Source organism: Flavobacterium sp. N1736, from assembly GCF_025947065.1.
GTDB lineage: Bacteria > Bacteroidota > Bacteroidia > Flavobacteriales > Flavobacteriaceae > Flavobacterium.
The window spans coordinates 1747590-1773644 of sequence record NZ_CP109994.1 but is presented as its reverse complement, the minus strand read 5'-3'; the positions used below and the strand labels follow the sequence as shown (position 1 = coordinate 1773644).

The window sequence follows — 26055 nt, the reverse complement described above, 5'->3', positions numbered from 1 at the left end:
GCAATACCTCTTGGTTTTAACATATAATATAAAGGATAGTACAGGATAGTTTTGTTTTTTACATTTTCTTATTTTACCAAACGAGATTAACTATCACAATAACCACAAACAAATTTATAAATGGAATCATTATTAGGAATCATTTTTCACTCCATTGGAGGATTTTCTTCAGGGAGTTTTTACATGCCATTCAAAAAAGTTAAAAATTGGGCTTGGGAAAGCTACTGGCTCGTAGGAGGTTTTTTCTCCTGGCTTATCGTTCCGCCAATTGCAGCCTATTTAACGATTCCGAATTTTCCTGAAATCATCGCCGCAGCCTCACCGGCAATCAAAGCATTTACTTTCTCAATGGGGCTTATTTGGGGAATTGGCGGATTAACCTACGGTTTAGGCGTTCGTTATTTAGGAATGTCACTAGGAAATTCTATTGTATTAGGTTTCTGTTCTGCTTTTGGAGCTTTGGTGCCTTCCATTTATTATAATTTTTATCCAACAGAAGGAAAAATTTCTTTTACAGATATGCTGCACAGCACTGGTGGACAATTGGTTTTGCTGGGTGTTGCCGTTTGTCTTATCGGAATTGCTATTTCCGGAAAAGCGGGAATTTTAAAAGAAAAAGATTTTGCCGTTGGACATGAAGATAAAGACAAAGATTTTAATCTGACTAAAGGACTTATCATCGCTGTGATATCGGGTATTTTAAGCTCGTTTTTCAATTACGGAATCGAAGCCGGAAAACCAATGGCGGAAGCTGCTGTAATTTCAGGCTGTAATCCTTTGTTTCAGAATAATGTAACCTATATCGTGCTGCTTTGGGGCGGACTTACAACCAATTTTATCTGGTGTATGTATCTTAATTTCAAAAATAAAACTTTTGGAGATTACACTAATAAACAATCACCAATTACTAAAAACATTCTTTTTTCTGCACTTGCCGGAACCATGTGGTTTTTGCAGTTTTTCTTCTACGGAATGGGCGAAAGCAAATTAGGAAACGGAGCCAGTTCATGGATTTTACACATGGCGACGATTATTTTGACAGCCAATTTCTGGGGATTTTATCTGAAAGAATGGAAAGGAGTTTCCAAAAAAACATTCAATACTTTTTTATGGGGAATTGGATTGATCATGCTTTCAATAGTATTAGTCGGAATTGGAAATTCATTATAAAATAAAGACAGACAACCAATTAACATTTATACAATGTCGAATACAAATACCACACATATGAATTTTAAGCACGTGAGCTACCTTTGGGATGAAGCCAAAGCAGCAGCCCTGGCAGGAGATGAAGTAGCGCTTTTCATTTATCGTTCTAATTTACTTGGCGCCGATTTGCGATTGACCAATTACGGAGGAGGAAACACTTCTGTAAAAATTACAGACAAAGACCCCTTAACGGGAGAAAACTCAGAAGTAATGTGGATCAAAGGATCAGGCGGGGATATTGGAACCCTGACAAAATCAGGTTGTGCGGCACTTTATTTAGAAAGACTTCGTAATCTGGAAAACGTATACAGAGGTATTGAATTCGAAGATGAAATGGTAGAACTTTTCAACCACTGTATTTTTGATTTGGCTTCAAAAGCACCGTCAATCGATACGCCATTGCACGGATTCTTGCCATTTAAACATATCGACCATTTGCATCCCGATGCGGCCATTGCAATCGCTGCTGCCAAAGACGGGGCAAAAATTACCGAAGAATTATTCGACGGCGAAATTGGCTGGGTAGGCTGGCAGCGTCCCGGTTTTGATCTTGGATTACAATTAAGATCTTGCCTTGAGGAAGCAGAGAAAAAAGGAAAAAAACTACGTGGCATCATGCTTGGTTCCCACGGACTTTTTACCTGGGGAGACACAGCCTACGAAAGCTACATCAACACCCTTGAAGTAATCGAGAAATGCGCGACATATTTAGAGAATAACTACGGAAAAAAACGTCCTGTTTTTGGAGGACAAAAAATACAAAGTCTGCCGGAAGAAGCAAGAAAACTAAAAGCAGCAAAAGTAGCGCCAATCCTGAGAGGATTCTGCTCGTCAGAACGCCAGATGATTGGACATTATACAGATGATCAAAGAGTTTTGGAATTCATCAATTCAAATGATCTTGAAAAACTGGCTCCGCTTGGAACTTCATGTCCGGACCACTTTTTAAGAACCAAAATCAGTCCGCTTGTTTTGGAACTTGACCCAAACGAAGATTTATCAGATGTAAACGCCATCAAAGCAAAACTACAGCCTGCTTTTGAAGCCTACAGAGCGATGTACAAGGATTATTACAATACCTGCAAAAAATCAAATTCGCCTGCAATGCGCGACCCAAATCCTGTGGTTATTTTATATCCCGGAGTTGGAATGTTCACTTTTGCCAAAGATAAAACGATGGCAAGACTGGCATCAGAATATTATGTGAATGCAGTGAATGTTATGAAAGGCGCAGAAGCCGTTTCAGAATATACCTCACTTCCGCATCAGGAAGCTTTTGATATCGAGTATTGGTTATTGGAAGAAGCAAAACTGCAAAGAATGCCAAAACCAAAAGCACTTTCAGGAAGAGTTGCCTTAATTACCGGATCAGCCGGAGGAATAGGAAAAGCAATTGCCAAAAAGTTTGCACAGGAAGGCGCTTGCGTAATTATCAACGACATCAACGAAGAACGTTTGGAAGAAGCCACAAAAGACTTCATAAAAACCTTTGGAAAAGATGCCGTTTCAAGCACACTTTTAAATGTTACAAACGAAAACAGCACCGAAAAAGCACTTGACGAAGCCTGTCTTGCTTTTGGAGGAGTTGATATCGTAGTGAACAATGCCGGAATCAGCATCTCAAAATCAATAGCCGAACATACGCTCGAAGAATGGGACAGATTATACGATATTCTGGTAAAAGGACAATTCATCGTTTCAAAAGCGGGAATCGAAGTAATGCGCAAACAGGGATTTGGTGGAGACATTGTAAACATCGTATCAAAAAATGCGGTTGTTGCAGGACCAAACAATCCGGGTTACGGATCAGCAAAAGCGGCTCAGGCACATTTAACGCGCCTTATGGCAGCAGAATTGGGACCCGATAAAATTCGCGTGAACACGGTAAATCCTGATGCCGTAATTTCAGATTCAAACATTTGGTCCGGAGGCTGGGCAGAAGGAAGAGCCAAAGCATATGGCGTTACGGTAGAAGAATTACCGGCATATTATGCCAAACGCACCTTACTAAATGAAATCATATTGCCTGATGATATTGCCAATGCATGTTTTGCATTTACAGGAGGATTGTTGAGCAAATCAACAGGAAACGCCTTAAATGTAGACGGCGGTGTAGCAATGGGCTTCTATAGATAAAAATAGTTTTTTTTAAGTTTGTTTAAGCAAAAGTGGTTTTTTGTGATCTAACGTTCGATGATTTCGAACGTTAGTATTTAAAATGAAGAGATGAATTTTAAACAAACGAAATAACATAAAAAGTATAGTAAAACAGAAATTCAAATTATATATTTAGCAATTGAATTTCATTAAAAGAAAATAATATGTTAATTGGATCAAACAAAATAGACTCGCATAATGATGAGTTATTAAAAAAACATCAAAATAAATTTGCTTTTACAACTTCAGAAATTGGAGATGCAGAAGCAATTATTAAAAAACTAATCGAATTTCAAATCGCGATTCCATCTTGGGCATTAGGAACAGGAGGAACAAGATTTGGACGTTTTGCCGGAGGCGGAGAACCACGTTCGATTGAAGAAAAAATCGAAGATGTAGGTTTGCTTCATGCTTTAAACAAAGCTTCGGGAGCGATTTCATTGCACATTCCGTGGGATATTCCAACAGATTATCAGGCCATAAAAAACTTAGCCGGACAACACGGTTTAAAGTTTGACGCCATGAACTCAAATACATTTCAGGATCAGGCAAATCAGGAACATACGTATAAATTTGGTTCTTTACAAAACGTAAATAAAGCGGTTCGTAAACAAGCGATCGCTCATAATATCGAAGTTATTAAACACGGAATCGAATTAGGATCAGAATCGTTAACGGTTTGGTTAGCAGATGGATCTTCATTTCCGGGACAATTAAACTTTCGTCGCGCCTACCAAAATACCTTAGAAAGTTTAGAAGAAATCTACGATGCATTGCCTTCAAACTGGAAATTATTTTTAGAATATAAATGTGCTGAACCTAACTTTTATTCCACAACAGTGGCAGATTGGGGACAATCATATTCATATGTAAAAAAATTAGGAGACAAAGCGCAGACTTTAGTCGATTTAGGACATCATTTGCCAAATGCTAATATTGAGCAAATCGTTTCTTTATTATTGATGGAAAACAAATTAGGCGGATTCCATTTTAACGATTCAAAATACGGAGATGATGATTTAACAGCCGGAGCTTTAAAACCATATCAATTATTCTTGATTTTCAATGAATTAGTTGAAGGAATGGATGCCAGAGGAATGAATCACGCCAAAGATTTAGGCTGGATGATCGATGCTTCTCACAACATAAAAGATCCTTTAGAAGATTTATTGCAATCTGTAGAAGCGATTATGATTGCTTATGCGCAGGCACTTTTGGTAGACAGAAAATCGTTAGAAATTGCTCAGGATGAGAACGATGTGGTAAAAGCACAGGAAATTCTGCAAAATGCTTTCCGTACAGATGTTCGCGCTTTGGTTGCTGAGGCTCGTTTGCGTTCAGGAGCGGCTTTAAATCCTGTGGAATTATACCGCAGTCTTGCTGTTAGAAACAATCTAATTGGCGAAAGAGGATTAAAAACGATGGCAACAGGATTATAATTATGAATTGTGAGTTGTGAATTATGAGTTAGTAAAAAGACTGAATAAAAATCACAATTCACAATTCACAACTCACAATTTACAATTAAAAAAATGAATGTAGTTGCAATTTTTGATATTGGTAAAACCAACAAAAAAGTATTTTTATTTGATGAAAACTATAGAATTGTTTGGGAAAAATCAGTAAATCTGAACGAAACAGTTGATGAAGACGGTTTTCCGTGTGAAGATATTGAAGTACTCAAAAACTGGATTCTTGACCGATTATCAGAAATAAAAGAACTGAATAATTACGTTCTAAAAGCCATAAATTTTAGTACTTACGGCGCTAGTTTTGTATATGTTGATGATAAAGGTGAAGTTTTAACACCTTTGTACAACTATCTAAAAGATTATCCAAAAGAACTAAAAGACCATTTTTATGCTACATATAAAGGAGAAGAAGTTTTTGCAGTAAAAACAGCTTCTCCTGTTTTAGGAAGTCTGAATTCGGGAATGCAGATTTACAGATTGAAAGAAGAAAAACCGGAGTTATTTGAAAAAGTAAAATATTGCCTGCATTTACCGCAATATTTGAGTTTTCTGTTAACAGGCGAAGCATATACTGATATTACAAGCATTGGATGCCATACTAATCTTTGGAATTTTAAAAAGATGAAGTATCACAAATGGCTAAAAAAAGAAGGTATAAAAGAGAAGCTTCCGCCAATTCATCCCGGTAGAGACATTATCAAAAAAGAAAATGATTTGTCAGTAGGAATTGGTCTGCATGATAGTTCATCGGCGATTATTCCTTACACCATCAACTTTACAGAACCTTTTGTTTTATTATCAACAGGAACCTGGAGTATTTCGCTCAATCCTTTTAATAATAAGCCTTTAACGTTTGTAGAACTTCAAAACGATTGTTTGTGTTACATGCAATACACCGAAAAACCGGTAAAAGCAGCACGATTATTTTCGGGAAATGAGCATGAAATTCAGGCAAAAAGATTAGCAGAACATTTTAATGTGCCGTTTGACAGTTTCAAAGATATTTATTTTGATAAAAAAATCGTTTCAAATTTAAGAGCTTTAAACTTCCAGATCGTTTATCCGAAGAAATATGATTTTGATATTCTGAAAGAATGTCCGTTTCAAAAAAGAGATTTAAATACGTTTAAAAGTTACGATATTGCCTATCATCAATTAATGCTTGATCTCGTTGAACAACAGTTTTTTTCGACTAATTTAGTGATTCATAACAGTCCCGTAAAGAAGATTTTTGTGGATGGAGGTTTTAGTAAAAATTCAATTTTCATGAATTTACTCGCCGAAGCATTCCCTGATATTGAAGTTTATGCAGCATCGATGGCGCAGGCAAGTGCATTGGGCGCAGCATTGGCAATTCATCAAAACTGGAACCCGAAACCAATACAAAATGATTTAATTGATTTGAAATTTTATAAACATTGATATATAGCCACAGATTTAAAAGATTAAAAAGATTTTTTCACGCAGATTCTGCAGATTTTAGCATTTTTGATTAATTATCTGCGCGCATTTGTTTAAATCTTTTAAAGTCAGCGTGAAATAAAATTAAAATTAAAAATCTGCTCAATCTGCAGAATCTGCGAGAGAAAATTATAGCCACAGATTTAAAGATTAAAAAGATTTTTGTTTCACGCAGATTCTGCAGATTTTAGCAGATTCATTTTGATTAATTATCTGCGCGCATCAGCTTAAATCTTTTGAAATCTGCGTGAAAAAATAGTAAACACATAATCGTGTTTAAAAAGAAAATAATAATACAGTAATATGAAAATCGGATTATTTATACCGTGTTATGTCGATCAGTTTTACCCAAAAGTAGCGATTGCAACCTATGAACTTTTACAGAAATTAGGCTGCGAGGTTCATTTTCCGATGGGTCAAACCTGCTGCGGACAACCAATGGCGAATAGCGGATACCAATATTTAACGAAAGGCTGCGACGCTAATTTCATAGCCAATTTTACAGGATTTGATTATATTGTTTGCCCTTCGGGAAGTTGTGTTTTGCATGTAAAAGAACATTTGCACGACGAAAAACAAGAAGAATTGGCAGCAGAAATGCGTAAAAAAGTTTTCGAATTAACGGAGTTTATTACTGATATTCTGAAAATAGATCATATCGACGGGAATTTTCCGTACAGAGTTGGTATGCATGTAAGCTGTCACGGTCAACGTGGGTTAAAGCTTTCGCAGATGACGGAATTAAACGCACCATTTTTTTCAAAACCGGAACAATTACTAAGCAAAATTAACGGAATCGATTTGGTTTCTTTATCGAGAAAAGATGAATGCTGTGGTTTTGGTGGAACATTTTGTGTAACCGAAGAAGCAGTTTCGGTAAAAATGGGACAAGACCGAATCACGGACCATGAAAATCATCAGGTTGATTATATTACAGGCGGCGATATGTCGTGTTTAATGCATTTAGAAGGAATTCTGAAAAGGCAAAAAAGCAACATCAAAACCATTCATATTGCCGAAATATTAAACTCGTTCGAAAACTAAGCGATTTTAAAATTAAACTTAATTTTCTTTTTACCATTAAGAGATTAAGTTTATAAAGCTTAGCTTAATGGTTAAATAAATAACAAAAGATGTCTTCAAAAAAAATAATCGAACATAGCGAAGCCGCAACACGTTTTAACAAAGATGTAGAACGCGTAAACTGGCATGATGAAACACTTTGGTTTGTTCGTGAAAAACGCGATAAAGCTGCACATAATATTCCCGATTGGGAATTGCTTCGTGAAACGGCTTCACAAATAAAAAATAATGTACTCTCAAATATTCATGATTATTTAGTTGAATTTGAGGTAAATGCTCAAAAAAACGGAATCATTGTGCATTGGGCGGCTGATGCAAAAGAGCATAACGAAATCGTGCATTCGATCATGGCAAAACACGATGTAAAGCAAATGGTGAAATCAAAATCAATGCTTACAGAAGAATGTCATTTGAATGATTATCTGGCCGAAAAAGGCATCGAAGTAATCGATTCTGATTTAGGAGAATATATTGTTCAGCTTCGAAAAGAACCGCCAAGTCATATTGTTTTGCCGGCAATTCACCTTAAAAAAGAAGATGTAAGCGAGACTTTTCACGAACATTTAGGTACAGAAAAAGGAAACATTGATCCTCAATATTTAACAGAATCTGCACGTTTAACTTTAAGAGATACATTCTTAACCCGTAAAGTAGCTTTAACCGGAGTTAATTTTGCCATTGCAGAAACGGGCGAATTTGTGGTTTGTACCAATGAAGGAAACGCCGATATGGGCGCGCATTTAGCCGATGTTCATATTGCTTGTATGGGATTTGAAAAACTGATTCCGCAGCGAAAACATTTAGGCGTTTTCCTGAGATTATTAGCCAGAAGCGCAACCGGACAACCAATTACGACTTTTTCAAGTCATTTTAAAAAACCAAGAGACGGAAAAGAACTTCACATTGTAATTGTCGACAATGGAAGAAGCACCCAATTGGGCAGAGAAGATTTTAAAAACTCGTTAAAATGTATTCGTTGCGGCGCGTGTATGAATACATGTCCTGTTTATAGACGAAGCGGCGGACACAGTTATCATAATGCTGTTGCGGGACCAATTGGCGCTATTTTGGCACCCAATCTCGATATGAGCAAAAATGCCGATTTGCCTTTTGCAAGTACGCTTTGTGGTTCGTGTACCAATGTTTGTCCCGTAAAAATTGATATTCACGATCAATTGTACAAATGGCGTCAGGTTTTAGTAAAAGAAGGACATACGCCAGCTGCAAAAACCGTCGCAATGAAAACAATGGCAACCGTTTTATCAAACCCAACTATTTTTAATATTGCAGGAAAATCGGGAAGATTTGTAATGAAAAATATTCCGGCTTTGGTAAACAATAAAATGAACAAATGGTACGATCAGCGTGAAATGCCCGACGTTCCTGAGGAATCTTTTAGAGAATGGTACAAGAAAAATTCGAGAGAAGCTAAAGCGAAAAAAGATGAGCAGTAAAGCAGAAATTTTACAGAAAATAAAAAACAGCCAGCCCAATATAATTGCTGATTTGCCTGACTTAAATGTTTTAGGTTCAGATAATTTTGAGGTTTTAGATACTTATAAAACCGTATTGAAAAACATTGGCGGTGATTTTGTTGAAGTAGCGAATTACGATGAAATAATTGATTACTTAAAAACCAATTACGCACTTGAAAGACGCATTATTACTACAATTCCGGAACTTTCAGAAGTAGCGGTTTTAGACTGGAAAAATGAAGATCCACATTCGCTGCAAAACGTAGAATTAACGATTATAAAAGCACATTTTGGCGTTGCCGAAAATAGTGCACTTTGGGTAACCGATGATATTTTAGGTCAGCGTGTAGCGCCTTTTATTGCGCAATATCTGGCGATTGTTGTAAATAAAAAAGATATTATACCAACCATGCATCAGGCGTATGAACGAATTGGAAGCCAGGAATATGGTTTTGCAACTTTTATCGCCGGACCTTCAAAAACAGCTGATATTGAGCAATCTTTAGTTTTAGGAGCGCACGGAGCAAGAGGTTTAATCGTTTTTTTATTATCCGCTTAATTGTCATTCTGAGGAACGAAGAATCTCCGTTGCTGAATCGATAAAGATTGGCGAGTTTCTTACGGAGATTCTTCGTTCCTCAGAATGACAAAATACTGCATATCACAATGCATCAAAAAATAAAAGTTTAACTTTATAATATTGAATCCGCAAACAAATATTAAATAAGTTAAGAATGAATAACACAAAAAGCCTTAAAGCAGTTGCTTACGGAGAAGTACTTTGGGATGTTTTTGATGATAAGAAAAAAATAGGCGGCGCACCATTAAATGTGGCGCTGCGCATGAAAACATTAGGCTGCGAAGTTGCCATGATTAGCTGCGTAGGAAATGACGAGGATGGAAAAGCAATTCTAAATCACATCAAACAATTAGGGCTTCAAACAGATACTGTTATGGTTTCTGAAATGTTTCCGACAGGATTGGTGAATGTAACTCTAAACGAAAGTGGTTCTGCAACTTACGAAATAAATTATCCATCGGCATGGGATAAAATTGTGCTGAATAATTTAGCCGAAACGCTGGTTATAAATGCAGATGTTTTAGTATACGGAAGTTTAGTTTGCCGTGATGAAGTATCAAGAAAATCGCTTAAAAATTTATTGCAGACTAATGTTTATAAAGTGTTTGACGTTAATTTAAGAAAGCCGCATTATACTTACGAAGTTCTTGAAAGATTAATGCTTTCTGCCAATTTTATAAAGTTTAACGATGAGGAAATTCTAGAAATTGCCGCAGCTTTACAATCACCTTTTACAAGTCTCGAAGAAAATATCCATTTTATAGCAGAACAAACCCATACAAAATCAATTTGTGTTACCAGAGGAAAAGACGGCGCTGTGTTATTATGGAAAGGACAACTTTATGAAAATGAAGGTTATACCGTAAAAGTTGCTGACACCGTTGGAGCAGGAGATTCCTTTTTGGCCGCTTTAACAACATCTTTACTTACAGGGAAAGAACCTCAGACTGCGCTGGATTTTGCTTGTGCAATTGGCGCTTTAGTTGCTGAATCTGTCGGAGCAAATCCTGAAATTTCATCTTCCAGAATTGAAAAAATACTATCCAAAGAGTCGAAATAAGGCTTTTTGAAAAATGTAACTTGCCATTAACCATTCTTATCCGAGAGTGGTTTTTTTATGCAAAATAATGAAGTTCTGAAATAAAGATTTTTTAGGCGTTCGTCAAAACTCTTAATAAAAAAACAATACTTTATTTAAACGCATAATATTTTCTTTTTTGAGTTTTTTTTTAGCAGATAAATTTCGTTTTTATCAGACAATGATTTATATCAATTTTGTTATTAATTATTACTTAAAAATAAATTATTTGTTAACTTTTTGGTGTTTATAAATTTTTAATTAATTGATAATAAGTAATTTGAGTTGATTTTTTTGCTCACTTTTTTAAATTATTTTTTTTGATAGTTTATTTGTTTTTAAATTTGCTGACACAATATCACCTTTAAAATTTCACTATTATGGATCAAATTCTGAACGAAAAAAACACAAAAATAACTTACACTCAAGATGAAGTTATGGAGGCTTCTTTAGCGTATTTTAAAGGAGATAGTCTTGCAGCTACCGTTTGGATTAATAAATACGCACTTAAAGATTCAGATGGAAATATTTTCGAAAAATCACCACAAGATATGCATCGCCGTATTGCAGCTGAAATTGCGAGAATTGAAAAGAAATACACAAATCCATTTTCTGAAAAGGAAATTTTTGATCTCATAAAAGACTTTAAATACCTTGTTCCTCAGGGAAGTCCGATGACGGGAATTGGTAATCCGTTTCAAATTGCATCATTGTCAAATTGTTTTGTGATAGGAAATAACAGTTCAGATTCTTACGGCGGAATCATGAAAATTGATCAGGAACAAGTGCAGTTAATGAAGCGCAGGGGAGGCGTTGGTCATGATCTTTCGCATATTCGCCCAAAAGGTTCACCGGTTAAAAATTCAGCGTTGACCTCTACAGGACTTGTTCCGTTTATGGAACGTTATTCTAATTCGACCCGTGAAGTCGCACAAGATGGCCGACGCGGTGCTTTAATGTTGTCAGTTTCTATAAATCATCCCGATGCATCTGATTTTATTGATGCAAAGATGGAACAGGGAAAGGTAACCGGCGCAAATGTATCGGTTCGTATTGATGATGCTTTTATGAAAGCCGTAAAGTCAGATTCAGGTTATTTGCAGAAATATCCCATTTTTAGCGATAATCCATTATACAGTAAAGAAATAAAAGCAAAGGAATTATGGAGCAAAATTATCCATAATGCATGGAAATCAGCAGAACCGGGAATTTTGTTTTGGGATACTATCATAAACGAATCATTGCCGGATTGTTACGCTGATTTAGGATACAAAACATTGTCGACAAATCCGTGCGGAGAAATTCCGCTTTGCGCTTATGATTCTTGTCGTTTGCTGGCCATCAATTTATTTTCTTATGTAAATAAACCTTTTACAAAAAATGCTTCATTTGATTTTGATCTTTTCAAAAAACATATTGCCGCAGCTCAGAAAATAATGGATGATATTATTGATTTGGAATTGGAAAAAATCGATTCAATATTAGAAAAAATCAACGAAGATCCTGAAAGCGAAGAAATAAAATTGGTAGAGAAAAACCTTTGGCTTAACATTAAAAATAAGGCAAATGAAGGTCGTAGAACCGGTATTGGTATTACTGCCGAAGGAGATATGCTTGCGGCAATGGGTTTGCGTTACGGAAGTGATGAAGGTATCGAATTTTCAGAGAAAATACATAAACTCTTGGCTATTGAAGCCTATCGCGGATCTGTAAATCTGGCTAAAGAACGCGGTATGTTTGGTATTTATAATGCCGAAAGAGAAAAAAATAACCCGTTTGTACTTCGATTAAAAGAAGCCGACGCCGATTTGTATCGTGAAATGCAAAAATACGGACGCCGTAATATTGCTTTGTTAACTATTGCGCCAACGGGTACAACAAGTTTAATGACGCAAACAACATCCGGAATAGAGCCTGTTTTTTTACCGGTGTATAAACGCCGAAGAAAAGTAAATCCAAATGATAAAGACGTACGCGTAGATTTTGTTGATGAAGTAGGCGATAGTTGGGAAGAATACGTTGTTTTTCATCACAGGTTTAAAGAATGGATGCTTGTAAACGGATATGATATAACTAAAAATTATACGCAGGAGGAAATTGATATTTTGGTACAAAAATCGCCTTACTTTAAAGCAACAAGCAACGATATCGATTGGTTAAGCAAAGTGCGCATGCAGGGCAAAATACAAAAATGGGTAGATCACTCTATTTCGGTAACCATTAATGTACCAAATGATACGCCAGAAGAAATGGTGGGTAAATTATATATGCAAGCCTGGGAAGAAGGCTGTAAAGGTGTTACAGTATATAGAGACGGCTCGCGCTCCGGCGTATTAATTTCGAATACAGAGAAAAAAGAAGAAACTGTTGAAACACATTTAAGTGCTTTTCCAACAAAACGCCCGCAGATATTAAAAGGAGACGTTGTTCGTTTTCAAAACAGTAAAGATAAATGGATCGCTTTTATAGGATTAGTAGAAGACAGACCTTATGAAATTTTTACAGGTCTTGTTGATGACGAAGATGGAATTTTGATTCCGCGTTGGGTTTCTGAAGGGCTTATTATTAAAAATAAAAATGAAGACGGAACCAGCCGTTATGATTTTCAATATAAAAATACAAGAGGTTATAAAACAACAATTGAAGGGCTTTCGCATAAATTTAATCCTGAATACTGGAATTATGCTAAGCTGATTTCGAGCACTTTAAGACACGGAATGCCTATTGATAAAGTGGTAGAATTGGTGAGCAGCCTGCAATTGGATGGCGAATCAATAAGCACCTGGAAAAACGGAGTAACACGAGCTCTTAAACGTTATATAGTTGACGGCACAGAGGTTAACGGGCAAAAATGCAGTAACTGTAATTCTGATAATCTGATCTATCAGGAAGGCTGTCTTACGTGCAACGATTGTGGTTCGTCTAAATGTGGCTAATCCTTAAATCGATTTCAGTTTGCTCTGAATATACTATTAAAAGAAAATAAAAAAATACCCGCAGCATTTTCCTGCGGGTATTTTTGTTAGTGCTAATGCGCTGAAATTACACGCCATTTTATATGGAAAATATATATAGGTAAAATCCCAATCATGTTAGATAAAAAATAAGTAAAAATTGATATTTAGATTGAATTACAACGTTTAGTTATATTCTATAAGGTAGTTTGTAGGAATAAAAAAGCAGATTATGCGTAATATTGCGATTACGAATGTTTATTTAGCATTCGGACAATTTTATACATGACATAAAGGTGTAAAATTAATTTTTTCTACTGAATTTTAAGAATCTTTATGAGATTTCTTATACTTTTTTAAAAATAACAATTAAATACTATGTTTATTACCCTCACACATGATCAAGTCCAGTTTTACTACGGATCAGAACACTGGCAATATAACTTTAATGAAGTTGTCGAGCTCGGATTGCTCAAAAAAAAGAGATCTTTCTTTCTTGAAAATAGTGCTTTTGTAGCCATTACAGCGGTAGCCTATTATTTTATGGTTTTTTCAGATTTGGTAGAGCTCTATTACATTATTCCTACTTTATTGTGTTACACGATTTTAATTATTTTAAGGTTTTATACAAACATCGAATTTGACTATTATGTTATTGTAAAAGATGTCTATAAAAAAGAAACCAAAATTAAAATCAATCCCCTCGACCGAACTACAATTGCAAAACAAATTGATCAGTATTCAAGCTTGAAATTCGATCAGATTTTGCAAAGAACATAAAACCAATATATCAAATGGATCAATTATTATTCGGAATTTCACGTTTCGATTTGGTATTTATGATCGTTGCAATTGTGTACGGTTTCATCATTACCATGAAAAAAAAATAACATACAAATACAAGCTTCATTGACCTACATTTGAGGCAAATTTTAGATTAAGTATTGTAGTTATAGCTATACCACACCCCCCAAATAAAGTTTATGGCCACTTCAATAAAAAACAAAATCAAAAGCATTAGAGAGTTAAAAAATTATACTCAGGAATATATGGCAGATCAATTAGGCGTTACCCAGGCGGGTTATAGTAAAATTGAGAAAGGAAAAACAATTCTTTCTTATGTTAAATTGGTTGAAATTGCTCGTATTTTAGATGTTAGTGTAGAAGATATCATTAGTTTCGACAGCCAGAGATATTTTAATAATTTCAATAATGTAAAAGGAAATAATAACGGAAGCATTCTCATTAATCAGGAGAATGAAACTTTAAAAACGCTTTATGAAGATAAAATAAAGCTTCTTGAAAAACTTCTTAAAAAAACAGAAGAAGAATTATTTCGTTATAAAAAGAAATTCGGACAAATATAAAACATAAAAAAAACGAGGTTTTTAACGCCTCGTTTTTTAGTATAATATCCTTGAAAATTAAACAGTTTGATCGTCTGTATCAGCATCAGCTGCGTTGGTTTTTACAGATGTAATTCCATTATCTCTTGCCGAAGTGCTTTCGTACATTTCACTATTGCCAATTATCTGGCCGTTTGAAGCTTTTAGATTAAAATATGGCTTTCCATTACTTGATTCTTTTCTTTCGAATCGATTATCGTCCTGCGAATTTGTTTTTACAGATTCAATTCCGTTCGCGCAGGCAGCTTTTGTTGCATAACCTTCACTAGACAGAATAGTCTGACCATTTCCTGCTTTTAAATTGAATTGAAATTCGCCGTTCGCTCTTTTAGTAATTACAAATTTTCCCATGTATTTTTTTTATTAAAGTTAGGTATGATATTTTGCAAGAGCTAAAAATACAAAACTTAGTATTACAAAATATACTTTGCCGGAAATAAAATTGGAGAATTTCAAGCACTAAAAAAATATTTTTTAAGATTAAATTAAGAATGAATTTATCCCTTTTGGAGACATTTTTGATTCATCATAATAATTTGGGTAAAGAACATTTTTTGTTATATAAGAATATTCTGTATATTTATCCTTTTTAAATAGTAGTACTATGAAAAATTTATTGATCACACTTATAGTTGCATGTGTTTTGCTGTCTTGTAATTCCCAAAAGAATGAAAAACTAACAGAAACACCTTTACGAGATATTGAAACAAATATTATTGAAGACAGCAACAGCTTAAATGAAGCAACAATATATTTAGGTACATTACCTTGCGCAGATTGCAGCGGAATTGAAACTGTATTGAAAATTTATCAGGGAGACGGAACAATAGAAAGTCATAAATTTGAACTAACAAGCATTTACAAAGGTAAACCAAGTAAAAATTTTGTAGATCACGGTAATTTTAATCTTGAAAGAGGTTTAGAAAACGATCCGGATGGAACAATTTATGTTCTAAATTGGGATCAGCCTGAATCCAGACAAATATATTATGGCGTTTTTAGCCACGACTCAAACAAAATTTATTTACTGAATAATAAAAGAGAAATAATTAAATCAGATTTAAATTATTCCTTAGTTCTCAAAAAATAAAAAGTTTTAAACAGAGAAATATAGGTTTTAGATGCAAAAGAGTGAGCAAAAAGGAATATATTTATTTCACATAGCTGGCTTTTTGCATTTAAATAAGTGAAACGCCTTTTTTTAGCTAAAAAGACCTATGTTTCTATGTGTTAAAAATAATTACACCAATGAGTTAAAGTATTTAATTGAATACTTTAACTCGTTTTATTTTGTGCCAAAGTGCCAATTTTAACGCAGTACTTTTTGGTAAAATCACGTGTTTTGCAAAAAATAATTCTCTATTTTTGTTAAGAGGAGTTAATTTATGAAAGAAATCACCGAAATTCTTAACGCATATTCACAAGCAAAACTTGAGGGAAAAAAAGCAGCTTTGGCAACAGTCGTTAAAGTAGAAGGATCGTCGTACAGACAACCAGGAGCAAGAATGCTGGTTATAGAAGATGGTTTTTTAACAGGTGCAATAAGTGGAGGCTGTCTTGAAGGAGATGCGTTGCGAAAAGCATTACTTTCGATTCATCAGCAGCAAAATAAATTAATAATTTACAACACAAACAACGATGATGATCTTGAATTAGGATTGCAGTTAGGCTGTAACGGTGTTGTGCATATTCTTTTTGAATACATTGACGACAACATTCAAAACAATCCAATTCATCTTTTACAGCAATTGCAAGCAGAAAGAAAACCGGCGATTATTGCGACATTATTTTCATTAAAAAAACAAGCCAAACAATCCGGAACAGTATTGTTTTATAGAGAAAACACAGAACCTGTTTATCATGACAGTATTGCATTACAGCTTATTACAGATGCTAAACAAGTATTAAGCAAAAAACTTACCATTGTAAAAGAAATAGAAGAAAATACTGAAACGGAAGCTTTAATCGAATACATTTCGCCACCCGTTTCGCTCGTTATTGTTGGCGCAGGAAACGACGTTCAGCCATTGGTAAAAATGGTCGAAATAATAGGCTGGGAAATTACAATAGCCGAAGGCCGCGCCACGCATGCCACAAAAAAGAGATTTCCTGAAGCTAAAAATATACAGGTTGGAAAACCGGAAACAGTATTAGAGAACATAAATATTGACAGTCAGACTTATTTTGTGTTAATCACCCATAATTACAAATACGACTTGGCAATGCTAAAATTACTTTTACAGACAAATTGTAATTATATCGGAATTTTAGGACCAAAAACAAAGCTGAACCGAATGTTTGATGATTTGTATAACGAAGGAATAAAAATAACCGAAGAACAATTAAATCGTATTTACGGTCCAATTGGTCTTGATATTGGCGCAGAAACATCGGAAGAAATTGCCTTATCGATTATGGCTGAAATTAAAGCAGTAATAAGCGGCAAAACAGGAACTTCACTGAAATATAAAACGGGTAAAATACATACTACAGCGCCATATGCCGAATCATAAAACGAATAAAACCGGAATCATTATTTTAGCAGCAGGAAACTCGTCAAGATTAGGCCGGCCCAAACAATTATTAGAATATAAAGAAACAACACTTTAAAAAACACGATTAAAGAAGCTTCTATTGTATCCAATACTATGATTATTATAGTTACAGGATCAAACACAGAATTAATAGAAAATGATCTTAATTTTCCCGAAATAAAAACGTGTTTCAATTCAGAGTGGGAAGACGGAATAGCAACTTCAATTGCAAAAGGACTTAAAGAATTATTGATTTTATCTCCTGATTGTGATAGCTGTATTTTTGCCGTGTGCGATCAGCCTTATATAACAGCGGCTGTTTTTGAAAATTTAATTACAGAATATCAAAATACATCAAAAGGAATTGTTGCTTCTGCTTACGCTGAAACGATAGGAACTCCCGTACTTTTTAATGAAAAATATTTTGATGAACTTCTCGAATTACAAGGTCATGAAGGCGCAAAAAAGATAATTAACCGTTTTATTGATGATGTAATTGCCGTTCCGTTCGAAAAAGGCAATATCGATATTGATACAATTGAAGATTATAATAAGCTAATTCTTTGAGATTAAATTACACTCTTAACCTCTCCGCCAAAACCAAAACACGCTCAATTGTCTCGTCGATTTCATTTTCAGTTGTAAATCTTCCCAAACTAAAGCGTATCGAACTCAACGCATTTTCATCAGATAAACCCAAAGCTTTTAAAACATGCGAAGGTTCTGATGTTACCGCAGAACAAGACGAACCATTTGAAACTGAAATATCCTGCAAAGCCAGAATTAATGTTTCGGAGTTTACACCCGGAAAACAAATGTTAGAAGTATTGCAAATTCTGTTTTCAGTATTTCCGTTTACAAACGAACCTTCAAATTTTAATAAACCGTTTTCTAATTTATTTCTAAGTTTCGAAATTCTCTTTTGATCACTTTCTAATTCATCAAAAGCAATTTCAGCCGCTTTGCCTAAACCAATAATTCCGGGCACGTTTAATGTGCCGCTTCTCAATTTTCGTTGTTGATTGCCGCCGTGTATTTGAGGCATTAATTTTAATTTGGCTTTCGCCGAAATATACAAAGCACCAATTCCTTTTGGACCATAAAATTTATGTGCAGAAAGTGCCAAAAAATCAATTCCGAGTTTTTTTACATCAACATTAATTTTTCCAATTGCCTGCGTGGCATCACACATTAGCAAGGCATTTTTGGCATCAGCTATTGTAGAAACCGCTTCAATATTTTGAATGTAACCGATTTCATTATTGGATAACATTATTATGACAATCAGTGTTTTATCTGTAATTGATTCATTTAAAACATTAAAGTCTAAAGCCCCATCTGGCGCAACTGGCAAGTACGTAACTTCAAACCCATTGCTTTCCATAAAGCGGCACGTATTAAGCACGGCTTTATGTTCTGTTGCCACCGTAACAATGTGTTTGCGATCTTGATTTAAAAGACCTTTAATAGCCAAATTGATAGCCTCAGTTGCTCCGGAGGTAAATAGGATTTCTTCTTCGCTGGCACCAATTAAATTTGCCGTTTGCCAAGTTGCCAAAGCAACCGCTTCGTTTACAGATAATCCTGCAATATGCGAACTTCCGGCATTGGCATAAAAATCTGTAAAATACGGAAGCATAGCATTTAACACCCGTTCATCTACACGAGTACTTGCATTATTGTCGAGGTAAATCATTGTGGTGAAATTTCTTCTGTTATTGTAAAAATACAATTTTGAAAATTAAATAAGATTGTTCCTTATATAGAAATTTTCTGAATAGATGGTTTGTGTGAATTTTATAACATTATTTCATCAAGTATTCTTAAATTTGGTAGAATTAATTCTGGCAATTTGTTAATTTAAAACAGTATGCATGGCTTCTAAAAAAACAAATAATAAAAAAATAATCGAAGACGATGCTAATTCTCGTCGTGATTTTATAAAGAAATCGGGATTATTTACCGCACTTGCTTTTGCTCCGCCGTCATTGGTTATGGCTTCTGAAAATAAATGGGATGAAAAGATTGCAGAATATTTAGAAACGGTACCGCTTTCCATTGAAGTTAATGGTACAAAACACAATCTAAATGTCGAGCCAAGAACCACTTTACTTGATTTATTAAGAGAGAATTTACACCTTACAGGAACAAAAAAAGGCTGTGATCACGGGCAATGTGGCGCCTGCACGGTGCATGTAAACGGAACCAGAATTTTATCTTGTTTATCCTTGGCATCCATGCAGCAAAATGCACAAATTACTACGATCGAAGGACTTTCAAAAGGAAAAAAACTACATCCAATGCAGGAAGCTTTCATTAAAAATGATGGGTTTCAGTGCGGATATTGTACACCCGGACAAATCATGTCTGGAATTGCCTGTATTAAAGAAGGTCACGCCAACAGCAGAGAAGAAATCAGAGAATATATGAGCGGAAACATCTGTAGATGTGGCGCTTATCATAATATTGTAGATGCCATTACAGAAGTTAAGGAAGGAGGGAAACCATTATGAAAAATTTTCAAATAATAAGAGCGCTTTCGTCCGGCTCTGCAGTAACCAATATTAGCAAAGATCCTTCGGCTATGTTTATTGCCGGCGGAACAAATTTGGTAGATTTAATGAAGAAGAATGTTGTTGCTCCTGAAAAACTGGTCGACATCACCGCTTTGGATTTAAAGAAAATAGAATTTCTAACCGGAAAAGTATCTATTGGCGCATTGGCAAAAAACAGCCAGGTTGCCGAAGATCTGTCCATCAAAGAAAAATATCCATTGCTGGCTTTGGCTTTAGCCGCCGGAGCATCACAGCAAATCAGGCATATGGCGACAGTAGGCGGAAATATGTTGCAGCGCACACGTTGTTCATATTTCTACAATACAGATATGCCGTGCAATAAACGAACGCCTAAAAGCGGTTGCGGAGCCATTGGCGGTTCTAACCGAATGCATGCTATTTTTGGAGCTTCGGATAGTTGCATCGCCGTTCATCCAAGTGATATGTGTGTGGCGCTTGCAGCCTTAGACGCCGTAGTTTTTGTGGAAGGTCCGAAAGGAAAAAGACAAATTAAATTTAGAGATTTTCATCGTCTTCCGGGAAATAATCCTGAAAAAGACAATACATTAGAAAGTAAAGAACTCATAACTTCAGTTGAAATTCCCAGCAATAATTTTACTAAAAATGTACATTATTTAAAAGTTCGTGACCGCAGCAGTTATGCCTTTGCATTAGTTTCTGTAGCAGCAGGATTAGATATAAAAAATAATGTAATTTATGATGCAAGACTTGCTATGGGTGGCGTTGCACATAAACCGTGGCGATTAACAGAAGTGGAAGAATTTTTGAAAGGAAAAACAGTTTCTGAAGACCTGTTTAAACAAGCAGCAAATTTAGGCATGAAAGGCGCCAGAAGTTATGGTGACAACGAGTTTAAATTAACACTTGGTCCAAATGCAATCACCGAAGCGTTAACTATAGCAGCATCTAAATAATTCGATTATGAGCAAGACAAGTAATATAAACAGAGTTGACGGATTTGCTAAAGTAACGGGAACGGCCACTTATTCGGCAGAATATAAAACCGCTGGAATTACTTACGCATGTTTAGTGGGAAGTACGATTGCCAAAGGCCGAATAAAAACGATCGATACTAAAAAAGCCGAATGGGCGCCGGGAGTATTGGCGGTTATAACGCATTTAAATGTAGATAAACCTGCCGGCTACGAACAGCCAAAACAGCGCAATAATTTAGGACAGCCGCTTCAGATATTTAAAGATGATTCCGTTCGTTATTACGATCAGCCAATTGCTTTGGTAATTGCCGATACTTTCGAACGCATGCAATATGCAGCAAGTCTTATTAAAGCTGAATATTTAAAAGAAGAACATGCAACGGAGCTTGAAAAAGTAAAGGATAAAGGCAGACTTCCGGGAGGCGATCGCGCTAAAGATTATATTCGTGGAGTCGAAGATGGTTATAAAAATGCAGAAGTTGTTTTAGAAGAAGAATATACAATTCCGTCAGAAGTTCATAACCCGATGGAATTAGCTAATATAATTGCCAAATGGGACGGAAATAAACCTGTTTTATATACAAAAAGCCAAGGTGTTGAAGGAACCCGAAAAAGCGTTGGAAACGTGTTTGGAATTCCGCCAGAAGATGTTGAAGTGCATTCTGAATATCTGGGAGGCGCTTTTGGAATGGGATTACATACCTGGCCGTATGAAATTGCAGCACTTATAGGATCAAAAAAAATAGGAAAGCCGGTTAAATTAGTTTTGCATCGCGAACAAATGTTTACCAATGTTGGATTTCGCCCTTATACCATTCAAAAAATAGGTTTGGGTGCCACCAAAGACGGCAAACTTACCGGATTAACGCATGAAGCTACGGCGATGACTTCTAATTATGAAGATTTTACAGAAGCAACCGTAAACATGTCGCGTTTTATGTATGATTGCGCCAATGTTTCAACGCGATATCGAATTGCCGAACTGGATACTTGTACGCCAATCTGGATGCGTGGTCCCGGCGAAGCAACAGGTTCTTTTGCACTTGAAAGTTCAATGGATGAACTGGCTCATAAATTAGACATGGATCCTATTGAATTTCGAAAACGCAATCACGCCGAAAAAGATCAGGAACAAAATAAACCATGGAGCAGTAAATATCTTTTAGAATGTTATGAAGCCGGAATGGAACGCGTTGGCTGGAAAAACAGAAAAAATAAACCGGGAAGCGTGCGCGAAGGTGAATGGCTTGTAGGTTACGGAATGGGAACGGGAACTTTTGGTTCATACAGAAACGCAAGTACAGTAAAAGCAAAATTTTTGGCTGATGGAAATTTAGTACTCCAATGCAGCGTTAACGATATGGGACCGGGAACGGCAACAATGATGACGGCGATTGGTGCAGAAATTACAGGAATACCGTCTGAAAATGTGGTAATTGAAATGGGTCGAAGCGGACTTCCAAAAGGACCAACACAGGGTGGTTCTGCAACAACATCATCGGTAGGTTCTGCGGTTCATGATGCGTGTAATTTACTGGTGAGTAAAGCTATCGAACTTGCCTCTGAAAATCCGACTTTTAAAAATATACCAATTACAGATTTAGCTTTTTCAAACGGAACTGTTTCTGCTAAAAATAGTTCGAAATCTGTTTCTTTAGCGGCATTGCTTACTGCAAATAAACTGGAAGAATTGTCGGTAGAAAACGAATCAAAAGGTTCAGAAGAAGCCAAAAAATATTCTATTTATTCCTTTTCGGTACATTTTGTAAAAGTTTTGGTTAACCCGAATTTAGGTAAAATCAGAATTGCACATGTGGTTTCCTGTGCTGATATTGGTACCGTAATCAATCAGAAAACCTCTGCCGGACAAATGTATGGCGGAGCAGTTGGCGGAATAGGAATGGGATTGATGGAAGCTTTAGAAATTGACCATCGTTTTGGTCGTCCGATTAATAATAATTTTGCAGATTATCATGTTCCCGTAAATGCCGATATTGAAAAACAAGAAGTGTTTTTTGTCAATAAAAAAGATCCTGTAAGCAACCCGATGGGAACAAAAGGACTTGGCGAAACCGCTTTGGTAGGAATGGCTCCGGCTATTGCAAATGCTGTTTTTAATGCAACCGGAAAACGGGTTAGGGATTTGCCAATTACACTGGATAAAATTTTAGAGCCAATTGTAGCATTTTCATGATTTAATCCATAAAATGTGTAGTCCCTACGGGACAATATTGTGTAATTTTATCTGTTTTTTCTACCAACATATAATCTCTACGAGATAATTCTGAGATTAAATATGGTAGCAAAAGGAGACAATATTTTGTGATTTTATTTTTTCACAAACATATAATCTCTACGAGATAATAATCCGTTAGGATTTAAATATTGGTAGTTTTTTCTACCAACATATAATCTCTACGAGATAATAATCCGTTAGGATTTAAATATTGGTAGCAAAAGGGGATAATATTTTGTGATTTTATTTTTTCACAAACATATAATCTCTACGAGATAATAATCCGTTAGGATTTAAATATTGGTAGCAAAAGAATATTGATTCTATGATAAAAATATCCCGTAGGGATTAAATATTTTAATATCAATTAATAAATTAGAATCCCTTTAAAAGCAAATCAACATTTGTTTTTAAAGGGATTTTTTAATTGAGCCAGTCATGAAGTTTTTAAATAAAAATGCTTGTCCCTATTAAAAAAATGATGCAAATGTCACAATCATAATATCTAAATTTCGTTTATGACAATGCACCATTTTTCAATTTGGTTTTGGTTAGTATAGAATTTTTGATTGAATAATAGTTAAGCTTTTTACAAGTTGTGGAACGTTTCTTAATAATTATTTGATCTATACCTTCCAAAAATAAAACGGCTATAAAAACCAAATTTACACAATTTACATAAAATATTATATAATTCCCATGTTTTTATGAAATTTATATCTCTATGCATCTGGAAAGGTGTTAAAATTGGTATTTTAAACGAATGTAAATGTGTTATTTACATTTTTTAATATCAAATTATTTTTTGTTAAATGACGGCAAAATATATTTTTGAATCAGTTCATCGGCAGGCGATTGTACGTTGTAGTTTCCTCCGGTAATAACAGTAATCATATTTTGATCTTCCCAAATATAAATTTTCTGACCGCCGTTTCCCTGCGCCACTTTTCCGTTATAACGAACACCGTTTACTTCAAGATATTTAAGCCACCATAAATAACCGTAATTTACACCTTGAACAACAGCATGTTTGGTTAGCGATTCCTGAATCCATGCTTTAGAAACAACCTGTTTGCTGCCCCACAACCCTTTGTTTAGATAAAGCAAACCAAATTTTGCCATATCTCTTGGTGTTAAATAAACCTGGCAAAATGTTTCGGCGCTGGATATATCCGGCTTAAAATTCCATTTAAAATTTGTAATGCCAATATCTTTAAAAAGTGTTTGTTTTGCAAAATCAGGAAGCGTCATTTTTGTTGCTTTTTCAATAATTCTGCCCACTATTATCGGATTTCCGGAGCAATACATTCCACGTCCGTTAGGAACATCAATCATTGGTAAATCAAGGGTATATTGTATCCAGTCATCAGAATAATTCATTTTGGTTTCATTTCCTTCAGATTTTGGATTACTGACATCGCAATCAAGACCACTTTGATTTGTTAGAAGATTTTCTATAGTAATTTGCCTTTTATCATCCGTCAGGTTTTTAAAAGTATATTCGGGAAAATAAGAAAGTACCGTTTCATCCTTGCCTTTAATCAAACCTTTATCAATTGCAATTCCCGTAAGGGCAGAAACGATGCTTTTTGTAGCAGAACGCATTTCGTGCAATTTCGTTTTGTTGTACTCATAAAAATACTCTTCAAAAACAAGTTTTCCATCTTTTATAATCAAAACACTATGTACGTTTGGGTAAACTCCGTCGACAATTTTTTGCATCATTTCATTCAATAATACTTTGTCTAATCCCGTATTATCGAGCGTTCCGGTTACTAAACCGTCAAGTTCTTTTTTAGGCTGCTGATAGACATATTTAAAATCTTTTGCATTGAGTCTTGGATACCACATTTCTTTTGGAAAAACTACCTTTTTATTGATCAGATTAAACGTTTTTTCATCAGAAGAATAACCTGTAATAACCGACGTTTTATTTCTTAAAAAAGTCACTTTTTCTTTAGACGAATTTAGAAAAACGTCTTTTTCAGAAGGTTTTAAAGGATATTTGCTTTCATTAATAATAGCATACAAAATAGTGTCTTTTGGCGAAGCTGCTATTTGTAAGGTCGTATTATTTTGATATTCATAAACACCTTCATATTCTTTTAATTGTTCATAGTTAACTTTAAACTTTTGCTGTGCATATCCTGAAAAAACGGACAATGAAAATAGTAGTAATAAACAGTTTTTTTTCATTTTTGGTTGGTTTTTGGTTGGTTTTTCGGTTAGTTATAGTTGTAGTATAATAGACTATGATAATAAATAAAAAAGAGACACTAATTAAATTTAATTAAGTGTCTCTTTTTGATATTTAAATTGAAATAACAAGCAATTATTTTATTGTTATCGGAACTTCAACAGTTGTTTTGTCCCAGCCAATTACTAAATTCGTAACAGCATCTTTTGATGTAAATGCAATTGATAAAGTTTCAATTACTGTAGAAACCGGTTTAACCGGAACTGAAATTCTAACAAGATCCTTACTTTCATCATAAGCATAAGATCCCCACATATCAAGCTCCTTATTGATGATGATAGTCCATTTGTCTTTTTCAGGAATTGCGAACAAACTGTACGTTCCTGCCGGAACCGAAACCCCGTTAATCGTTGCAGGTTTGTAGAATTTTATTTCTGTATTTTCATTTGCACCAATTCTCCAAACCTCACCAAACTTAATTAAGTCTCCAAAAACCACACGTCCTTTTACAGAAGGTCTTGAATAAATTACCTTAATTGCAGGCGATGGATTATCTGTTTTTTTGAATTTGACAGCTTTATTTGGGGAATAGGCAATATCAAGCGGACTTGCATCAAGCGGAGCAAATTTCACTGCATCTTGTGCCTGAACAGAAATGGCAATTAAAAGCGTAATTGCCAATAAACTAAATTTTTTCATAAG

At 35.1% G+C, this 26055-nt stretch carries 22 protein-coding genes; 18 read left to right on the top strand and 4 right to left on the bottom strand.

Annotated features, from left to right (window positions below):
- Positions 1-120 precede the first annotated feature (120 nt).
- The 11 genes from rhaT to OLM54_RS07475 all read left to right on the top strand — a co-directional run bounded on the left by rhaT (position 121) and on the right by OLM54_RS07475 (position 14836).
- A complete protein-coding gene (gene rhaT, locus OLM54_RS07525) occupies positions 121-1170 on the top strand; it encodes an L-rhamnose/proton symporter RhaT (protein WP_264537976.1) in 1050 nt (349 codons plus the stop codon).
- 33 nt (positions 1171-1203) lie between these two features.
- Positions 1204-3345, top strand: coding sequence for a bifunctional aldolase/short-chain dehydrogenase (locus tag OLM54_RS07520; RefSeq protein WP_264537975.1), 2142 nt, complete (start codon positions 1204-1206; stop codon positions 3343-3345).
- A 185-nt stretch (positions 3346-3530) separates the two neighbouring features.
- A complete protein-coding gene (locus tag OLM54_RS07515; protein ID WP_264537974.1) occupies positions 3531-4805 on the top strand; it encodes a TIM barrel protein in 1275 nt (424 codons plus the stop codon).
- A gap of 93 nt (positions 4806-4898) precedes the next feature.
- On the top strand, positions 4899-6260 hold the full coding sequence (locus OLM54_RS07510; protein WP_264537973.1) for an FGGY-family carbohydrate kinase: 1362 nt from the start codon (positions 4899-4901) through the stop codon (positions 6258-6260).
- 342 nt (positions 6261-6602) lie between these two features.
- On the top strand, positions 6603-7343 hold the full coding sequence (locus tag OLM54_RS07505; RefSeq protein WP_264537972.1) for a (Fe-S)-binding protein: 741 nt from the start codon (positions 6603-6605) through the stop codon (positions 7341-7343).
- Between the two features lie 89 nt (positions 7344-7432).
- Positions 7433-8836, top strand: a complete 1404-nt coding sequence (locus OLM54_RS07500; RefSeq protein ID WP_264537971.1) for a lactate utilization protein B — start codon at positions 7433-7435, stop codon at positions 8834-8836.
- Positions 8826-9416 (top strand): LutC/YkgG family protein, encoded by a 591-nt coding sequence (locus tag OLM54_RS07495; RefSeq protein WP_264537970.1) that lies wholly within the window; start codon positions 8826-8828, stop codon positions 9414-9416. The genes OLM54_RS07500 and OLM54_RS07495 overlap by 11 nt, the downstream gene beginning before the upstream one ends.
- Before the next feature lie 175 nt (positions 9417-9591).
- Positions 9592-10497 (top strand): carbohydrate kinase family protein, encoded by a 906-nt coding sequence (locus OLM54_RS07490; protein WP_264537969.1) that lies wholly within the window; start codon positions 9592-9594, stop codon positions 10495-10497.
- Positions 10498-10895: 398 nt separating this feature from the next.
- Positions 10896-13451, top strand: a complete 2556-nt coding sequence (locus tag OLM54_RS07485; RefSeq protein ID WP_264537968.1) for an adenosylcobalamin-dependent ribonucleoside-diphosphate reductase — start codon at positions 10896-10898, stop codon at positions 13449-13451.
- Positions 13452-13847: 396 nt separating this feature from the next.
- Positions 13848-14249, top strand: coding sequence for a hypothetical protein (locus tag OLM54_RS07480; RefSeq protein WP_264537967.1), 402 nt, complete (start codon positions 13848-13850; stop codon positions 14247-14249).
- A 203-nt stretch (positions 14250-14452) separates the two neighbouring features.
- On the top strand, positions 14453-14836 hold the full coding sequence (locus tag OLM54_RS07475; protein WP_264537966.1) for a helix-turn-helix transcriptional regulator: 384 nt from the start codon (positions 14453-14455) through the stop codon (positions 14834-14836).
- Positions 14837-14893: 57 nt separating this feature from the next.
- Here OLM54_RS07475 and OLM54_RS07470 read toward each other — a convergent pair whose 3' ends face one another.
- A complete protein-coding gene (locus tag OLM54_RS07470; protein ID WP_264537965.1) occupies positions 14894-15226 on the bottom strand; it encodes a YegP family protein in 333 nt (110 codons plus the stop codon).
- Between the two features lie 253 nt (positions 15227-15479).
- Between OLM54_RS07470 and OLM54_RS07465 the strand changes: the two genes are divergently transcribed.
- From OLM54_RS07465 to OLM54_RS07450, 4 genes are all read left to right on the top strand, one after another.
- Positions 15480-15965: a copper resistance protein NlpE gene (locus OLM54_RS07465; RefSeq protein ID WP_264537964.1), complete on the top strand. Its 486-nt coding sequence runs from the start codon at positions 15480-15482 to the stop codon at positions 15963-15965.
- A gap of 295 nt (positions 15966-16260) precedes the next feature.
- On the top strand, positions 16261-17388 hold the full coding sequence (locus tag OLM54_RS07460) for an XdhC family protein (RefSeq protein ID WP_264537963.1): 1128 nt from the start codon (positions 16261-16263) through the stop codon (positions 17386-17388).
- Positions 17375-17485, top strand: coding sequence for an NTP transferase domain-containing protein (locus OLM54_RS07455; RefSeq protein WP_264537962.1), 111 nt, complete (start codon positions 17375-17377; stop codon positions 17483-17485). Before OLM54_RS07460 ends, OLM54_RS07455 begins: the two co-directional genes overlap by 14 nt.
- 38 nt (positions 17486-17523) lie before the next feature.
- Positions 17524-17976: an NTP transferase domain-containing protein gene (locus OLM54_RS07450; protein ID WP_264537961.1), complete on the top strand. Its 453-nt coding sequence runs from the start codon at positions 17524-17526 to the stop codon at positions 17974-17976.
- A 7-nt stretch (positions 17977-17983) separates the two neighbouring features.
- Here the strand turns inward: OLM54_RS07450 and OLM54_RS07445 are convergent, their stop codons facing one another.
- On the bottom strand, positions 17984-19105 hold the full coding sequence (locus OLM54_RS07445; protein ID WP_264537960.1) for a cysteine desulfurase family protein: 1122 nt from the start codon (positions 19103-19105) through the stop codon (positions 17984-17986).
- A 178-nt stretch (positions 19106-19283) separates the two neighbouring features.
- Here OLM54_RS07445 and OLM54_RS07440 point away from each other — a divergent pair, with 178 nt between their 5' ends.
- From OLM54_RS07440 to OLM54_RS07430, 3 genes are read left to right on the top strand one after another with little or no spacing between them, the layout of a single operon-like run.
- Entirely contained in the window at positions 19284-19922 is a 639-nt protein-coding gene (locus OLM54_RS07440) for a (2Fe-2S)-binding protein (protein WP_264537959.1), read from the top strand.
- Entirely contained in the window at positions 19919-20899 is a 981-nt protein-coding gene (locus OLM54_RS07435) for an FAD binding domain-containing protein (RefSeq protein WP_264537958.1), read from the top strand. The genes OLM54_RS07440 and OLM54_RS07435 overlap by 4 nt, the downstream gene beginning before the upstream one ends.
- 7 nt (positions 20900-20906) lie before the next feature.
- Complete coding sequence (locus OLM54_RS07430) at positions 20907-23114, top strand: xanthine dehydrogenase family protein molybdopterin-binding subunit (protein WP_264537957.1); 2208 nt, start codon at positions 20907-20909, stop codon at positions 23112-23114.
- Between the two features lie 840 nt (positions 23115-23954).
- Here the strand turns inward: OLM54_RS07430 and OLM54_RS07425 are convergent.
- Both OLM54_RS07425 and OLM54_RS07420 read right to left on the bottom strand, forming a co-directional pair.
- The gene (locus tag OLM54_RS07425) at positions 23955-25352 is read right to left on the bottom strand and encodes a serine hydrolase domain-containing protein (RefSeq protein WP_264537956.1); all 1398 of its coding nucleotides are present in this window, start codon (positions 25350-25352) and stop codon (positions 23955-23957) included.
- 136 nt (positions 25353-25488) lie between these two features.
- Positions 25489-26052: a DUF2911 domain-containing protein gene (locus OLM54_RS07420; protein ID WP_264537955.1), complete on the bottom strand. Its 564-nt coding sequence runs from the start codon at positions 26050-26052 to the stop codon at positions 25489-25491.
- Positions 26053-26055: the final 3 nt, after the last annotated feature.

Coding starts and splice junctions, on each gene's coding strand:
- rhaT (WP_264537976.1), top strand. CDS start 121: ATGGAATCATTATTAGGAATCATTTTTCACTCCATTGGAGGATTTTCT.
- OLM54_RS07520 (WP_264537975.1), top strand. CDS start 1,204: ATGTCGAATACAAATACCACACATATGAATTTTAAGCACGTGAGCTAC.
- OLM54_RS07515 (WP_264537974.1), top strand. CDS start 3,531: ATGTTAATTGGATCAAACAAAATAGACTCGCATAATGATGAGTTATTA.
- OLM54_RS07510 (WP_264537973.1), top strand. CDS start 4,899: ATGAATGTAGTTGCAATTTTTGATATTGGTAAAACCAACAAAAAAGTA.
- OLM54_RS07505 (WP_264537972.1), top strand. CDS start 6,603: ATGAAAATCGGATTATTTATACCGTGTTATGTCGATCAGTTTTACCCA.
- OLM54_RS07500 (WP_264537971.1), top strand. CDS start 7,433: ATGTCTTCAAAAAAAATAATCGAACATAGCGAAGCCGCAACACGTTTT.
- OLM54_RS07495 (WP_264537970.1), top strand. CDS start 8,826: ATGAGCAGTAAAGCAGAAATTTTACAGAAAATAAAAAACAGCCAGCCC.
- OLM54_RS07490 (WP_264537969.1), top strand. CDS start 9,592: ATGAATAACACAAAAAGCCTTAAAGCAGTTGCTTACGGAGAAGTACTT.
- OLM54_RS07485 (WP_264537968.1), top strand. CDS start 10,896: ATGGATCAAATTCTGAACGAAAAAAACACAAAAATAACTTACACTCAA.
- OLM54_RS07480 (WP_264537967.1), top strand. CDS start 13,848: ATGTTTATTACCCTCACACATGATCAAGTCCAGTTTTACTACGGATCA.
- OLM54_RS07475 (WP_264537966.1), top strand. CDS start 14,453: ATGGCCACTTCAATAAAAAACAAAATCAAAAGCATTAGAGAGTTAAAA.
- OLM54_RS07470 (WP_264537965.1), bottom strand. CDS start 15,226: ATGGGAAAATTTGTAATTACTAAAAGAGCGAACGGCGAATTTCAATTC.
- OLM54_RS07465 (WP_264537964.1), top strand. CDS start 15,480: ATGAAAAATTTATTGATCACACTTATAGTTGCATGTGTTTTGCTGTCT.
- OLM54_RS07460 (WP_264537963.1), top strand. CDS start 16,261: ATGAAAGAAATCACCGAAATTCTTAACGCATATTCACAAGCAAAACTT.
- OLM54_RS07455 (WP_264537962.1), top strand. CDS start 17,375: ATGCCGAATCATAAAACGAATAAAACCGGAATCATTATTTTAGCAGCA.
- OLM54_RS07450 (WP_264537961.1), top strand. CDS start 17,524: ATGATTATTATAGTTACAGGATCAAACACAGAATTAATAGAAAATGAT.
- OLM54_RS07445 (WP_264537960.1), bottom strand. CDS start 19,105: ATGATTTACCTCGACAATAATGCAAGTACTCGTGTAGATGAACGGGTG.
- OLM54_RS07440 (WP_264537959.1), top strand. CDS start 19,284: ATGGCTTCTAAAAAAACAAATAATAAAAAAATAATCGAAGACGATGCT.
- OLM54_RS07435 (WP_264537958.1), top strand. CDS start 19,919: ATGAAAAATTTTCAAATAATAAGAGCGCTTTCGTCCGGCTCTGCAGTA.
- OLM54_RS07430 (WP_264537957.1), top strand. CDS start 20,907: ATGAGCAAGACAAGTAATATAAACAGAGTTGACGGATTTGCTAAAGTA.
- OLM54_RS07425 (WP_264537956.1), bottom strand. CDS start 25,352: ATGAAAAAAAACTGTTTATTACTACTATTTTCATTGTCCGTTTTTTCA.
- OLM54_RS07420 (WP_264537955.1), bottom strand. CDS start 26,052: ATGAAAAAATTTAGTTTATTGGCAATTACGCTTTTAATTGCCATTTCT.